The sequence below is a fragment of the Pseudomonas sp. DE0010 genome (assembly GCF_007680745.1).
Taxonomy (GTDB): domain Bacteria; phylum Pseudomonadota; class Gammaproteobacteria; order Pseudomonadales; family Pseudomonadaceae; genus Aquipseudomonas; species Aquipseudomonas parafulva_B.
Genome location: NZ_VEJQ01000001.1, coordinates 67652 through 81148 on the forward strand (window position 1 = coordinate 67652; position 13497 = coordinate 81148).

Sequence of the window (13497 nt, forward strand, 5' to 3'; positions counted from 1 at the left end):
TGTAGAGCCCATAACGCGAAGGAGAGTCAACATGCCCCGCAACTCGCTGCGTAAAACATCACTGGAAAGCATGGAAGCCGAGATCGAGAGCCTCCTGAAAAGCCTGGAAAGCCTCAAGAACGACGCGTCCGAAGAATCCCAGAAGTCCCTCAAGGCTATCCGCAGCAATGCCGAGACGGCCCTGAAGCACTCGCGCAGCCTACTGAGCGACGCCTACGAAGAAGTCAAAGACCGCACGGTCAAGACCAGCATCGCTACCCGCGACTACGCCCAGGAACACCCCTACACCACCGCTGGCGTGGCCGTAGGCGCACTGGGCCTGCTGGCTGCCTACCTGCTGTGCAAGCGCAACTAAGCGCTCTGCCCGGCCAACTCGGCGCGTAACCACTGCGCCAGCTGCTCGGCGCGCCCATCTGCGGCGCGCCGTGGCACCCACAGTGCCAACGCTGCAGGCGTTGCGCTAAAGCCCCATGGCGCAATCAGGCGCCCTGCACGCAAGTCATCGGCCACCAATGGCTCAGGCGCGATGGCCACTCCCAACCCTGCGACTGCCGCTTCCAACAAGTAATACAGATGCTCGAACGACTGCCCATATTTCAGCGCCTGGGCATCGAGGCCGTTGGCCAACGCCCATGTCGGCCAGGCCTGCGGGCGCGACGTGGTGTGCAGCAAGGATTCTTCCAATAGCTGGCTGACCGCCGTCTTGCGCAGGCGCCCAGTGCCCTCGAAGTGCGGGCTGACGACTGGCCCAATACGTTCCTGTGCCAGTACGTGAACCTGCATGTCCGCTGGCCACGGCGGTTCGGCGTACACCAGCAACGCATCCAGCCCGGGGCGACGCGGGTCCAGATCGCCTTCACCGGCAGAAAGATGCAGGCGAAGCTCAGGCAAGTCGGCATTCAAGCGCCCCAGACGCGGGATGAACCAACGCGCCAGCAAGCTTCCGGAACAGCCAAGCACGAAAGGGGCGTGCTCCACATCGCGGGCCAGTTCCCGGCATACCCCGCGCAGCCGATCAAAGACCTCACCACTGACGTCACGCAACCTGGCGCCAGCATCTGTGAGTTTGACACCTCGCCCATCCTTGGCGAACAGGGCAACGCCAAGGTGCGCTTCCAGCGCTTTGATTTGCCGGCTAACTGCGCCATGGGTCACGTGTAGCGCTTCAGCTGCCTGGCTGACGCTGTTGAGCCGGGCAGTCGCCTCGAAGGCGCGCAAGGCATTGAGGGGTGGGAGATCACTGGCCATTACGTGTGAGTTTTCCTGACAAGTTAGCGCAATCTTATCGGTTTTCATCGGAGCAGGTCATGGTTACAGTAAAGCCCATCACTCATTCGTAATGCCTTGGAGCGTCTCATGACCCAGTCCCAATATCGCCCCGGCCCCGATGCCAATGGCCTGTTCGGCTCGTTCGGCGGCCGCTACGTGGCCGAAACCCTGATGCCACTGGTACTGGACCTGGCCCGTGAGTACGAAGCGGCCAAGGCAGACCCTGCATTTCTCGAAGAACTGGCTTACTTCCAACGCGACTACATTGGCCGTCCCAACCCGTTGTATTTCGCCGAGCGCCTGACCGAGCACTGCGGTGGCGCCAAGATCTACTTCAAGCGCGAAGAGCTCAACCACACCGGCGCGCACAAGGTGAACAACTGCATCGGCCAGGTACTGCTGGCCAAGCGCATGGGCAAAAAGCGCCTGATCGCCGAAACCGGTGCCGGCATGCATGGCGTCGCTACTGCCACCGTGGCGGCGCGTTTCGGGTTGCCTTGCGTGATCTACATGGGCGCTACCGACATCGAGCGGCAACAGGCCAACGTGTTCCGCATGAAACTGCTGGGCGCTGAAATCGTGCCGGTCACCGCTGGCACCGGCACCTTGAAAGACGCCATGAACGAGGCCCTGCGCGACTGGGTCACCAATGTCGACGACACGTTCTACCTGATCGGCACCGTAGCCGGCCCGCACCCCTACCCAGCCATGGTTCGGGACTTCCAGTCGATCATCGGCAAGGAAACCCGCGCCCAGATGCAGGAAAAGGAAGGGCGACTGCCGGACAGCCTGGTGGCCTGCGTGGGTGGCGGGTCCAATGCCATGGGCCTGTTCCACGAGTTTCTCGAAGAGCCGAGCGTTCAGATCATCGGTGTCGAGGCGGGCGGGCACGGCGTGCAGACCGACAAGCACGCTGCCAGCCTGAACGGCGGAGTGCCTGGGGTACTGCACGGCAACCGTACCTACTTGCTGCAGGACGCCGACGGCCAGATCACCGATGCCCATTCGATCTCAGCAGGCCTGGACTATCCGGGCATCGGCCCCGAGCACGCCTACCTGCACGAAGTGAAGCGGGTCGAATATGTCAGCATCACCGATGATGAGGCCCTGGATGCCTTCCATGCATCCTGCCGGCTCGAAGGCATCATTCCCGCGCTGGAAAGCGCCCATGCGCTGGCCGAAGCCATCAAGCGCGCCCCGTCCTTGCCCAAGGACCACCTGATGGTGATCTGCCTGTCGGGGCGTGGAGACAAGGATATGCACACCGTCATGAACCACATGGCCGCCCAGGAGAAACAGGCATGAGCCGTCTTGAACAACGTTTCGCCGAGCTGAAAACCGAAGGCCGCGCAGCACTGGTCACCTTCGTCACTGCAGGTGATCCAGGCTATGACGCCTCGCTCCAGATTCTCAAGGGCCTGCCGGCGGCAGGTGCCGACGTGATCGAACTGGGCATGCCGTTCACCGACCCCATGGCCGACGGCGTGGCCATCCAGCTGGCCACCCTGCGTGCACTCGAGGCTGGCCAGACCTTGGCCAAGACGCTGCAGATGGTTCGCGAATTCCGAGAGGATGACCAGACCACGCCGATCGTGCTGATGGGTTACTACAACCCGATTCACCGCTTTGGCGTGGAAGCTTTCGTGGCACAGGCCAACGAAGCCGGTGTCGATGGCCTGATCATCGTCGACCTGCCGCCTGAGCATGACGACGAACTGGCCAGCCCGGCCCAGGCTGCGGGTATCGACTTCATCCGCCTGACCACCCCAACTACCGATGACGCGCGCCTGCCCCGCGTGCTGGAGCGCAGCTCCGGGTTCGTCTACTACGTGTCGGTGGCCGGTGTGACCGGTGCAGGCTCGGCGACGACAGAACATGTGACTGAAGCCATTGCGCGCTTGCGTCGCCATACGGATTTGCCGATCAGCGTCGGGTTTGGCATTCGCACCCCCGAGCAGGCGGCCAACATCGCCCGTCTCGCCGACGGTGTGGTAGTAGGCTCGGCCCTGGTCGACAAAATTGCCCACGCGCAGAACCCCGGTCAGGCGGTAGACGATGTGTTGAGCCTGTGCTCGGCCTTGGCAGAAGGGGTACGTGGCGCTCGGCGCTAAGGGATGGTTGTCGCTCGGTTGCCCGAGGCTATCTTGAGCGGCAGCTCATGTTGCAACGCTGATATCCTAGGGCCGCTGCGCGGCCCATCGCGGCCGGTCCGGCGCCCCGGCAAGGCCGCTACAGGGACGCGGCGCACCTAACGGATGCGTATACCTGTAGGAGCGGCCTTGTGCCGCGATGGGCCGCATAGCGGCCCCAGCAATATGAGCTGCGAAGCTGAAATCCTGGGGCTGCTGCGCAGTCATCGCGGCCGCTCCGGCAAGAACGTTCCTAAGATTGGATCGCCCAATCAACGCCCTTCGCCAAAAACCGACAAGTCCAGAGGCCGCAACGCCCCCATCCAGATCGCATGATCGCGGTGGTCTGCCAGCTCATCCCCGGTAAGCGGGTGCAAAAAGACCACCAGCCCCCTGCGGTGCAACGCCAGCCAGGGCAGCACCACGCCAATGAGCTCAGGCTCGAACGCCAACTGACAGCTCCAGGCCGGATGCGGCCCAACAGGCCTGGTGTGCATTCGTCCCATGGTGACCGGAAACAGCGCGGCTGCCTCCTCGCACAAGGCTCGCGCCTGCTCCAAGGTCGAGGCGTCGTAGTACACGTGGGCGTGATAACCCTTGATTCTCTGCACAGCTACTCCTGATGTGCGTCGATTCTGACAACTTGCCACAAGCGGGCCCAGCATCTCAGAGGCTACGCTCGTGCTCAAGCCAATCCACGAAGCGTGCGATCAACGCCCCGCGACGCTTGCGCGGCGGCAGTACGGCGTAATACCCACGTGCCGACCGCAAGGTGCCCGCCAACGGCCGGCACAGCAACCCTTGGTCGACCAGCCCATCCACCAGATGCCGCCAGCCGATCGCCATGCCCTGGCCCGCGATGGCAGCCTGGATCAACAACGTGTAGTTGTCGAACCGCAGCTGCCCCGCAGGCGGCGCGCTGGTCACCCCGAGCCCGCGAAAGACACCTGTCCAGTCGAACCACCGGCTCGCCTGCTCACCCTTGAGATGCAGCAGCGGCAAACGCTGCAAAGCCGCGGCAGACAAGGGTTTGCCATGGACAAGGCGAGGGCTGCATACCGGGAAAACCTCCTCATCGAACAGCCAACGGCTCTCGCCTTGATGAAAACGCCCATCGCCGAACAGCACCGCCACATCGATGTCCGGGCGCAACATGCCTTGGCTTCGCTCACCCGTCACCAGGCTCACATCGACCTGTGGATACGCTTCATGAAAGCGCTGCAGACGGGGCATCAACCAGAACGCAGCGAATGCAAAATCCGTCGCCACCTGTAGGACTTCGCGCTGATTGCGCCCGCTTGCGCGGGCCACGCCATCGTCCATGGTTTGCAACCCCTGGCTGGCGTACTCGAACAACACTTGGCCCGCCTCGGTCAGCTCGATGCCCCGGTAGATGCGGTCGAAAAGCCGCGCGCCTAGTTGCGCCTCCAGGCGTTTTACCTGCTGACTGATTGCCGGTTGCGTGGTGCCCAGCTCCAAGGCAGCTGCCGTAAAGCTGCGCAAGCGTGCGGCCGCCTCGAACACGCGTAAGGTATCCAACGACAATCCAGCAAGGTGTTCGAACATAAGCCTGGCTAATCCCACGCATTGCCCTACAGGGGCTTTACCCACGTTATGCACCGCCGCATCGTGGTAGGCAAGCATTGCGCATAACCTCCAACGATGGGAGCTTGCATGAAACGCCCTAATATCCTGTTCATCATGGCTGACCAGATGGCAGCACCCTTGCTGCCCATCTACGCCGACTCACCCATACAGATGCCTCATCTCGCCCGTCTGGCGGCACAGGCCGTGGTGTTCGATTCGGCTTACTGCAACAGCCCGCTGTGCGCACCCTCGCGTTTCACCCTCGTCAGTGGTCAGCTCCCTAGCCGTATTGGGGCCTATGACAACGCGGCTGACTTTCCCGCCGATATCCCTACCTACGCCCACTATCTCCGGCGCCTGGGCTACCGCACGGCGCTGTCCGGCAAAATGCACTTCTGCGGGCCTGATCAACTGCACGGCTATGAGGAACGCCTGACCAGCGATATCTACCCGGCCGACTACGGCTGGGCCGTGAATTGGGATGAGCCTGACGTGCGACCAAGCTGGTACCACAACATGTCCTCGGTGCTGCAGGCCGGGCCATGCGTGCGTACGAACCAGCTGGATTTTGACGAGGAAGTAGTGTTCAAGGCGCGTCAGTATTTGTATGACCATGTCCGTGAAAACGACAGCCGCCCATTCTGTCTGACAGTGTCCATGACCCACCCTCACGATCCCTACACCATCCCCAAACGCTACTGGGATCGCTACGAAAATGTGGATATCCCGTTACCCAAGCATACGGATAGCCAGACTTCGCTCGACCCCCATTCCCAGCGATTGCTCAAGGTGTACGACCTTTGGGACAAACCGCTTCCTGTGGACAAAATCCGCGATGCCCGGCGGGCCTACTTCGGCGCTTGCAGCTACATCGACGACAATATCGGTCAATTGCTGCACACCCTTGAGGAATGCAACCTCGCCGACGACACCTTGATCGTGTTCTCGGGCGACCATGGCGACATGCTGGGCGAGCGCGGCCTCTGGTACAAAATGCATTGGTTCGAGATGTCAGCCCGTGTACCGCTCCTGATTCATGCCCCGCAACGCTTCGCGGCCGGACGCGTCGGTGCGTCCGTCTCGACCTGCGACCTGCTGCCTACCCTGGTGGAGCTGGCAGGTGGGGTTGTGGATAAATCCCTTCACCTGGACGGCCGCTCACTGCTTGGCCACCTGCAAGGGCAGGGCGGTCACGACGAGGTCATTGGTGAATACATGGCCGAGGGTACCGTCGGCCCGCTCATGATGATCCGCCGCGGTTCCTACAAGTTCGTGTACAGCGAGGACGACCCCTGTCTACTCTATGACCTGAGCCGCGACCCGTACGAGCGGGAGAATCTGGCTAACAGCCCGGATCATCAGGCATTGCTGCAGGGGTTCGTCACCGAGGCGCGCCAGCGCTGGGACATACCCGGCCTGCGCCAGCAGGTGTTGGCTAGCCAGCGACGTCGCCGTCTGGTGGCCCAGGCACTGGCCATTGGCAAATTGAGCAGCTGGGATCACCAACCTTGGGTGGATGCCAGTCAGCAGTACATGCGCAACCACATCGATCTTGACGACCTCGAGCGCAAGGCACGTTATCCACAGCCCGCCCCACTGGATTGAAAAGAGAGCCCGCCATGCATACGTTCGCTGCTACCTTGTTCGCGCTAGCTGTCAGCCTGGGCACGCTTAGCGCCCAGGCCGCCGATGACAACGCGCAATGCTCAACCGTCAAGCTGGCCGACCCTGGGTGGAGTGACATCGCCACCACCAACGCAGTCGCCCGCCTGTTGCTTGAACCCCTGGGGTACCAGGTGAAGGTGGACAGCCTGGCGGTGCCGATCATCTATGGCGGGCTCAAGGATGGCCAGGTCGATGCCTTTCTTGGGAGCTGGATGCCTGCGCACCAAGGCTTCCATGACAAATTCGTCGCCAACGGGGATGTGCAGCAGCTCTCGCGCAACCTGCAAGGAACCGAATTCACCCTGGCGGTGCCGGACTATGTGTGGAAAGGCGGGGTACGTGATTTCGCGGACTTGAACAAGCACGCCGATCAGTTTGGCAGGAAGCTGTACGGCATTGGCTCAGGCGCGCCGGCCAACCTCTCGCTGCAAGAGATCATCAAGGGTGATGCCTTCGGCCTAGGCAAATGGAAACTGGTGGAGTCCAGCGAGCAGGCCATGCTGGCCCAGGTGGATCGAGCGGTCAAGAAACAGCAGTACATCGCCTTCCTTGGCTGGACGCCGCACCCCATGAACGTGAAGCTGAACATGCATTACTTGACCGGTGGCGAGAAGTGGTTCGGCAGCAAAGGCGACGTGTTCACGCTGACACGTAAGGGTTATCCACAAGCCTGCCCGAACGCGGCAAAGTTGCTGAGCAACCTGAGCTTCACGCTGGACATGGAAAACACCATCATGGCCGAGGTTGTGGATAAGAAGATCGGCTTCGACGAGGCGGCCAAGGCTTGGGTGAAAGCGCACCCCGAGGCACTGGATGGCTGGCTGAGCGGCGTGACCACCAAAGCGGGTGCAGACGCCGTCGCGGCCGTGAAACAAACCTTGTAAACAGCGAGTGGAGAGCGGGTCTGTCTGCGGTTGATTCGTGAAACAGATCACCTCTCCAGAACAGACACATCCTGGGGATTTTGACCACCCTATGCATCGCCTCATACGCCTGCTGCCCTTTCTAGCCTGGCTACCGCGCCAGACGCCCCGCAGCTTGCGTCAGGACCTGCTGGTGGGTTTGAGCGGCGCCATCCTTGCGCTCCCGCAATCCATCGCCTATGCCCTGATCGCCGGCCTGCCAGCGGAATATGGGCTGTATGCAGCCATCGTCCCGGTGCTGATCGCCTGCCTGTGGGGGTCCTCCTGGCACCTGATCTGCGGACCGACGGCGGCGATTTCCATCGTGCTTTACGCCAGTGTCAGCCCGTTGGCAGTAGCAGGAAGCGATGACTACATCACCCTTGTGCTGCTGCTGACCTTTCTGGGCGGTGTCTTCCAGTTGCTGCTGGGGCTTCTGCGTTTTGGGGCCTTGGTCAATTTCGTCTCGCATTCGGTAGTGATCGGCTTCACCCTTGGGGCTGCCGTGGTCATCGCGCTGGGGCAGCTGCCCAACCTGCTCGGGCTGGATTTGCCCAGCCAGGCCACCGCCTTGAAGACGGCTCAGGACTTGGCCAGCCATGCCAGCGAAACGGACGTGCCGTCCTTGATACTGGGGGCGCTTACCGTGGCAGTGGGCATGGCGCTGAAACTATGGCGCCCTCGCTGGCCCAGCCTGTTGATAAGTCTGTTGGCCGTCAGCCTGCTGGCGTGGCTGCTGCCCGGCGTATTCGAGCACGTTCCGCGAGTACCGGCGTTCGAGGGGCGCCTACCACCTCTGAGTGCCGTGCCGCTGCTGGACATGGACCTGATACTGCGCCTGCTCCCCAGCGCCGTGGCCGTTGGCATGCTGGGGCTGGTGACCAGCTTGTCCATCGCCCGTTCGTTGTCTGCGCGCTCCGAGCAACTGATTGACGCCGACCAGGAAATACGTGCCCAAGGGCTCTCCAACATCGTCGGTGCGTGCTTTTCCGGCTACCTCTCATCGGGCTCGTTCACCCGATCGGGCCTGAGCTACGACGCAGGGGCGCGCTCACCCATGGCCGGGGTGTTCTCGGCGCTATGGGTAGCGGTGTTCGCCGTCGCCGGTGCCGGCCTGATCGCGCACCTGCCGATTCCGGCGATGGCCGGCAGCATTCTGTTGATTTGCTGGGGGCTGGTTGATCGCAAGGCCATCGGCGCATTGCTGCGTGTGAGCCGTGCCGAGTTCGTGGTCATGGCGCTGACGGCAGCGGCCACCTTGCTCCTGGAATTGCAGACGGCCATCTATGCCGGTGTGCTGGTTTCCCTGTTCTTCTACCTCAAGCGCACCTCGCGCCCGCGCATCCACCAGAGCCGCGAAGGCGATGCGGACATCTTGCGTGTAGGCGGCTCGATCTTCTTCGGTGCCGCGCATTACCTGCAAGTACGCCTGCAGCGCTGCCAGGGCCCGCAGGTGGTCATGGATGCGCGGCAGGTAAACTTCATCGACTATTCAGGGGTGGACATGCTGCACCGCGAGGCGAGGCGGCTGCAGCGAATGGACGGCAGCCTGACCTTGCGCGGCGCCAGGCCACAGGTGATCGAAGAACTGCACAAGCTCGAAGGCCCGGCGCGTTGCCCAATCCGGTTCGAGGACTGAGTAGCCACACGAAGCGCCGCTCAGGCGCCCAGCTTGCTGTCAGCCCCGCGCCAGCTGGCGGCGCAGTTCAGCGAGAACCGGAGCAGTGTCCGGCCGCACACCGCGCCACACATAGAAAGCTTCGGCGGCTTGTTCGGCCAGCATCCCCAGACCGTCCAGCACCTTGGCAGCGCCATGTTGGGTGGCCCACTGGCAGAACGGCGTTGGCGCCTTGCCATACATCATGTCGTAGCACACCGTGCGACCGGGTTCGATCAGGCTGCTGGCAATCGGTGGCAGCTCACCGGCCAGGCTGGCCGAGGTTGCATTGATGATCACGTCCACCGGCTCTTGCAACCAGGCGAACCCGCTGGCCACCACCGGCCCCAGTTCATCGAACGCCTCGGCCAGGCGTTCGGCCTTCTCCACCGTGCGGTTGGCGATCACCAGCGACTGCGGGTTGTGCGCCAGCAGCGGCTCCAGCACCCCGCGCACGGCGCCGCCGGCACCGAGGACAAGGATGCGTTTACCTGCCAGTTCCACACCGGCATTGACGGTCAGGTCACGGACCAGCCCCGCACCGTCGGTGTTGTCACCCTGCAAGGTACCGTCGGCCAGCTTGCTGAGCGTGTTCACCGCCCCTGCGCGATGCGCGCGCGGGGTAAGGCTATCGCACAGGCGATAGGCTTCTTCCTTGAATGGCACGGTCACGTTGGCACCGCTGCCTTGCTTGAAGAAGCCGCGCGCGCAGTCGCTGAAGTCGTCCAGCGGCGCCAGCAGCGTGGCGTACTCCAGGTCCTGGCCGGTCTGTTCGGCGAACAGGCGATGAATCAGCGGCGACTTGCTGTGGCCGATCGGGTTGCCAAAAACGACGTACTGGTCCATGACGGCTCCTTGAATGGTTACAGGCTTACTGGCCGAGCCAGTCACGGTCTTGCAGGAAGTACTCGGTCAGCCGCGCCTCTTCGCTGCCTGGCGCGGGTTTCCAGTCGTAGCCCCAGCGTACCTGCGGTGGCAGCGACATGAGGATGGACTCGGTGCGCCCGCCAGACTGCAGCCCGAATAGCGTGCCACGGTCATAGACCAGATTGAACTCGACGTAGCGGCCCCGGCGAAACTCCTGGAATTCCCGTTGCTGTGGGGTATAGGGCGTACCCTTGCGGCGCTGCACGATGGGCAGGTACGCGTCGATATAGGCATCGCCGATGGCGCGGATGAAGGCGAAGCAGGTATCGAAGTCCCACTCGTTCAGGTCATCGAAGAACAGCCCACCGATGCCACGGGGCTCGCCCCGGTGCTTGAGGTGGAAATACCGGTCGCACCAGGCCTTGTAGCGTGGGTACACATCGGCGCCAAAGGGCGCGCACGCCTGTTCCGCGATTCGATGCCAGTGCACGCAGTCTTCCTCCACACCGTAATACGGCGTCAGGTCGAAGCCACCGCCGAACCACCAGACCGGCTCTTCGCCTTCCTTCTCGGCAATGAAAAACCGCACGTTGGCGTGGGAAGTAGGCACGTGGGGGTTATGCGGGTGGATCACCAGCGACACCCCGAGCGCCTGGAAACCGCGCCCAGCCAACTCCGGCCGATGGGCGCTGGCTGAAGGCGGCAACCCGGTGCCGAACACATGGGAGAAATTCACCCCGCCTTTCTCGATGACGGTGCCTTCGCCGATCACCCGCGTACGGCCCCCGCCACCCGCTTCGCGCACCCAGGCGTCCTCGACGAAGCGGGCGCCGCCGTCTTCGCGTTCCAGGGCTGAGCAGATGCGGTCTTGCAAGTCGAGCAGATAGGCTTTCACAGCCTCGGTGCGGCTAATCATCGGGTCACCAGGAGCGGGCAGGAAACAAGTGGCGCGTAGCATAACACCGCCTGCCAGCGCCCCGCAGTTGACGGCAGTCAAGCAAAGGCGTCCGATAGAGGCCCCTTTCCCGATCCCGAATCCAGGAGTACGAGATGGCCAAGCGTATCCAGTTCAGCCAGCACGGCGGCCCCGAAGTGCTGCAGTGGGTGGACTTCGAGCCCGCTGACCCTGGGCCTCAGCAAGTGCGCGTGCGCAACCACGCTGTGGGCCTGAACTTCATCGATACCTATTTCCGCAGCGGTTTGTACGCGCCGCCATCCCTGCCTTCGGGCCTGGGTACCGAAGGGGCAGGGGTGGTCGAGGCCGTGGGCCCTGGCGTGTCCCGATTGAAGGTCGGCGACCGCGTGGCGTATGGCGGGGGCCCATTGGGCGCCTACGGCGAGGTGCACACGCTGCCTGAGGCCAACCTGGTCAAGCTGCCAGAGGCCATCAGCTTCGAGCAGGCTGCCGCCGTCATGCTCAAGGGCCTGACCGTGCAGTACCTGCTCAAGCAAACCTACGCTGTGCAGCCTGGCGATGTAATCCTGTTCCATGCGGCCGCAGGCGGTGTGGGTTCGCTGGCGTGCCAGTGGGCAAAGGCGCTGGGTGCCAAGCTCATCGGTACCGTGAGCTCTTCCGAAAAAGCCGAGCGGGCCAAGGCCTTGGGCGCCTGGGCCACCATCGACTACAGCCAGGAGGATGTCGCCAAACGGGTGCTGGAGCTGACCGACGGCAAGAAATGCCCAGTCGTGTATGACGGGGTGGGCGCCGACACCTGGCTGACGTCGCTCGATTGCCTGCAAGCGCGGGGGTTGATGGTGAGCTTCGGCAATGCCTCGGGTGCGGTGAGTGGGGTGAACCTGGGGATTCTGGCGCAGAAGGGCTCGCTGTACGTCACGCGGCCGACCCTGGCGACTTATGCCAACAACGCCGAGAACACCCAGGCCATGGCTGATGACCTCTTCGCCATGATTGCCAGCGGCAAAGTGACGGTGGATATCCAGCAGCGCTACCCGCTCAGCGAAGCGGCCAAGGCCCAGAGCGAGCTGTCGGCGCGGCGAACTGTGGGGTCCACTGTTTTGTTGCCTTGATTGGCAGAAGGTAGCGTTATGGCGACCAGGTGCTTGCCTTGGTTTTTGTAGTGTTGCGAAGATCGAGCGCCGCGCAGGCGGCGCTCGATCTCACAGGCGCTAAAAAACCTAAAGGCGAACACCTGTCAGCCCTCACACCTTCTTCTGCGACGGCGGAGTCGACTCGATGCCATCCAGGATGGCCTCGACTACGCCTTCTGCCATTTCAATCGCATGCAGGTTCGACCAGAACATGCCACGGCCTTCTTCTCGCATGTAATCCAGGGCTTTGTAGCCGGTTTCGTAGGCGCTACGCAGGTACAGGGCTACGTGGACCAGAGCGTCCTCGGCGGAAATGTTCGGGTTGACTGCAAACAGCGGCTCGTGACCCGCGTCGCAGCGGCCGAATGGGTGGGCGGAAGTAGAAGGAAGGGGTGGATCAGGTACGATTTTTTTCATGGCTTGCTCCAGATGATGAAGCTGGCGCCAAGCCGTTACCACACGGTTAAGGCGGCAGCTGTACGCGAGGTGGTAAACCGGGCTGGAGCGCTCCCGGCAGGCATGACGCCTCCCGCGCACAGCTGCCATAGCTGTGACGCCCCAGGTACATCCGGGTTACCACACCCGATCGCCAAGGTATTTGGCGACAGCTGAAGCCTACGGGCAGCGGTTCCTACTGAAAAGGTGATGGCAGGGGACGCGGCTCGTAGGATATTTCCCAAACCGAATATCAAACAACCGCCTTGGCAAAAATCAGAAAAAACCAAGTGGTCATGAGGGGAGTGGCTCAGGCGCTCGGCCCAAGCCTTGTCGGCAGCATGGCCCGCAGTTGCATCAACCCGGCCGCACCACTTCACCGGTAGCCAGATTGCGAATCAAACTCGGGTTCTTCCGCCCGCCCAACGCCCCACCCAGCACCAGATCCAGTTGTCCATGGAAGTACTGCTCCACCCGCAGCCGGGTCTTCGCCGCAGGGCGCCCGCCAGGGTTGCATGACGTGGAGATCAGCGGCCCGACCAACGCGCACAGGTCGCGCACCACGGGGTGGTCGCTGACGCGAAGCGCTACGGTGTCGTGCAGCCCGGTCACCCATTCAGGTAGCAGATCCTGATGCGGCACCAGCCAGGTGTTGGGCCCAGGCCAGGTGCTGGCCATCCGGTCGATCCAGTCTTCAGGGAAGTCTTCGAACAGGAAGTCGAACTGGCGGATGTTGTCGGCGACCAGGATCAACCCCTTATCCACAGGTCGCGACTTCAGTGCCAGCAGCCGATAGACCGCGTCCTCGTTCCACGGGTCGCAGCCCAGGCCCCAGACCGCCTCCGTCGGGTAGGCGATCACTGCGCCTGCCCGGATCTCACGTGCGGCTTGTTGCACACGAAAACTGCTCACCATTGATGTTTCTCCACTGGGAATG

14 protein-coding genes are annotated in these 13497 nt (G+C 62.7%); 7 read left to right on the forward strand and 7 right to left on the reverse strand.

Going from position 1 to position 13497, the window contains the following annotated elements:
- Positions 1–31 precede the first annotated feature (31 nt).
- Positions 32–355 (forward strand): YqjD family protein, encoded by a 324-nt coding sequence (locus FS767_RS00330; RefSeq protein ID WP_023532474.1) that lies wholly within the window; start codon positions 32–34, stop codon positions 353–355.
- Here FS767_RS00330 and FS767_RS00335 read toward each other — a convergent pair.
- Complete coding sequence (locus FS767_RS00335; protein ID WP_144963774.1) at positions 352–1248, reverse strand: LysR family transcriptional regulator; 897 nt, start codon at positions 1246–1248, stop codon at positions 352–354. The genes FS767_RS00330 and FS767_RS00335 overlap by 4 nt on opposite strands.
- A gap of 108 nt (positions 1249–1356) precedes the next feature.
- Between FS767_RS00335 and trpB the strand changes: the two genes are divergently transcribed.
- Entirely contained in the window at positions 1357–2574 is a 1218-nt protein-coding gene (gene trpB, locus FS767_RS00340) for a tryptophan synthase subunit beta (RefSeq protein ID WP_023532832.1), read from the forward strand.
- Complete coding sequence (gene trpA / locus FS767_RS00345) at positions 2571–3380, forward strand: tryptophan synthase subunit alpha (protein WP_058638748.1); 810 nt, start codon at positions 2571–2573, stop codon at positions 3378–3380. The genes trpB and trpA overlap by 4 nt, the downstream gene beginning before the upstream one ends.
- 290 nt (positions 3381–3670) lie before the next feature.
- Here trpA and FS767_RS00350 read toward each other — a convergent pair whose 3' ends face one another.
- Both FS767_RS00350 and FS767_RS00355 read right to left on the reverse strand, forming a co-directional pair.
- Entirely contained in the window at positions 3671–4009 is a 339-nt protein-coding gene (locus tag FS767_RS00350) for a DOPA 4,5-dioxygenase family protein (protein WP_144963776.1), read from the reverse strand.
- 55 nt (positions 4010–4064) lie between these two features.
- Positions 4065–4964, reverse strand: coding sequence for a LysR family transcriptional regulator (locus tag FS767_RS00355; RefSeq protein ID WP_144963778.1), 900 nt, complete (start codon positions 4962–4964; stop codon positions 4065–4067).
- A gap of 108 nt (positions 4965–5072) precedes the next feature.
- Between FS767_RS00355 and betC the strand changes: the two genes are divergently transcribed.
- The 3 genes from betC (at position 5073) to FS767_RS00370 (ending at position 9191) form a co-directional block, all read left to right on the forward strand.
- Positions 5073–6590 (forward strand): choline-sulfatase, encoded by a 1518-nt coding sequence (gene betC, locus FS767_RS00360; RefSeq protein WP_144963780.1) that lies wholly within the window; start codon positions 5073–5075, stop codon positions 6588–6590.
- A 14-nt stretch (positions 6591–6604) separates the two neighbouring features.
- Entirely contained in the window at positions 6605–7534 is a 930-nt protein-coding gene (gene choX, locus FS767_RS00365) for a choline ABC transporter substrate-binding protein (protein ID WP_144963782.1), read from the forward strand.
- 91 nt (positions 7535–7625) lie between these two features.
- On the forward strand, positions 7626–9191 hold the full coding sequence (locus tag FS767_RS00370) for a SulP family inorganic anion transporter (protein ID WP_144963784.1): 1566 nt from the start codon (positions 7626–7628) through the stop codon (positions 9189–9191).
- Between the two features lie 39 nt (positions 9192–9230).
- On the opposite strand, the gene aroE is transcribed toward FS767_RS00370, so the two are convergent.
- Together aroE and hemF are read right to left on the reverse strand one after the other, a co-directional pair.
- Positions 9231–10055 carry a shikimate dehydrogenase gene (gene aroE, locus FS767_RS00375; RefSeq protein WP_144963786.1) on the reverse strand — a complete coding sequence of 275 codons (825 nt, stop codon included), beginning with the start codon at positions 10053–10055 and terminating at the stop codon, positions 9231–9233.
- Positions 10056–10080: 25 nt separating this feature from the next.
- On the reverse strand, positions 10081–10992 hold the full coding sequence (hemF, locus tag FS767_RS00380) for an oxygen-dependent coproporphyrinogen oxidase (RefSeq protein WP_144963788.1): 912 nt from the start codon (positions 10990–10992) through the stop codon (positions 10081–10083).
- A gap of 134 nt (positions 10993–11126) precedes the next feature.
- Between hemF and FS767_RS00385 the strand changes: the two genes are divergently transcribed.
- Positions 11127–12104, forward strand: a complete 978-nt coding sequence (locus FS767_RS00385) for an NADPH:quinone reductase (protein ID WP_144963790.1) — start codon at positions 11127–11129, stop codon at positions 12102–12104.
- A gap of 132 nt (positions 12105–12236) precedes the next feature.
- Here FS767_RS00385 and FS767_RS00390 read toward each other — a convergent pair whose 3' ends face one another.
- Together FS767_RS00390 and FS767_RS00395 are read right to left on the reverse strand one after the other, a co-directional pair.
- Positions 12237–12542, reverse strand: coding sequence for a hypothetical protein (locus FS767_RS00390; RefSeq protein ID WP_144963792.1), 306 nt, complete (start codon positions 12540–12542; stop codon positions 12237–12239).
- Positions 12543–12917: 375 nt separating this feature from the next.
- Positions 12918–13475, reverse strand: a complete 558-nt coding sequence (locus FS767_RS00395) for an L-threonylcarbamoyladenylate synthase (RefSeq protein ID WP_144963794.1) — start codon at positions 13473–13475, stop codon at positions 12918–12920.
- Positions 13476–13497 lie beyond the last annotated feature (22 nt).

What these genes read in the sequence shown, in the direction of transcription:
- betC (WP_144963780.1), top strand. Translation starts at nt 5,073, where the DNA reads ATGAAACGCCCTAATATCCTGTTCATCATGGCTGACCAGATGGCAGCA.
- hemF (WP_144963788.1), bottom strand. Translation starts at nt 10,992, where the DNA reads ATGATTAGCCGCACCGAGGCTGTGAAAGCCTATCTGCTCGACTTGCAA.
- trpB (WP_023532832.1), top strand. Translation starts at nt 1,357, where the DNA reads ATGACCCAGTCCCAATATCGCCCCGGCCCCGATGCCAATGGCCTGTTC.
- FS767_RS00355 (WP_144963778.1), bottom strand. Translation starts at nt 4,964, where the DNA reads ATGTTCGAACACCTTGCTGGATTGTCGTTGGATACCTTACGCGTGTTC.
- FS767_RS00330 (WP_023532474.1), top strand. Translation starts at nt 32, where the DNA reads ATGCCCCGCAACTCGCTGCGTAAAACATCACTGGAAAGCATGGAAGCC.
- FS767_RS00370 (WP_144963784.1), top strand. Translation starts at nt 7,626, where the DNA reads ATGCATCGCCTCATACGCCTGCTGCCCTTTCTAGCCTGGCTACCGCGC.
- choX (WP_144963782.1), top strand. Translation starts at nt 6,605, where the DNA reads ATGCATACGTTCGCTGCTACCTTGTTCGCGCTAGCTGTCAGCCTGGGC.
- FS767_RS00390 (WP_144963792.1), bottom strand. Translation starts at nt 12,542, where the DNA reads ATGAAAAAAATCGTACCTGATCCACCCCTTCCTTCTACTTCCGCCCAC.
- FS767_RS00395 (WP_144963794.1), bottom strand. Translation starts at nt 13,475, where the DNA reads ATGGTGAGCAGTTTTCGTGTGCAACAAGCCGCACGTGAGATCCGGGCA.
- trpA (WP_058638748.1), top strand. Translation starts at nt 2,571, where the DNA reads ATGAGCCGTCTTGAACAACGTTTCGCCGAGCTGAAAACCGAAGGCCGC.
- aroE (WP_144963786.1), bottom strand. Translation starts at nt 10,055, where the DNA reads ATGGACCAGTACGTCGTTTTTGGCAACCCGATCGGCCACAGCAAGTCG.
- FS767_RS00335 (WP_144963774.1), bottom strand. Translation starts at nt 1,248, where the DNA reads ATGGCCAGTGATCTCCCACCCCTCAATGCCTTGCGCGCCTTCGAGGCG.
- FS767_RS00385 (WP_144963790.1), top strand. Translation starts at nt 11,127, where the DNA reads ATGGCCAAGCGTATCCAGTTCAGCCAGCACGGCGGCCCCGAAGTGCTG.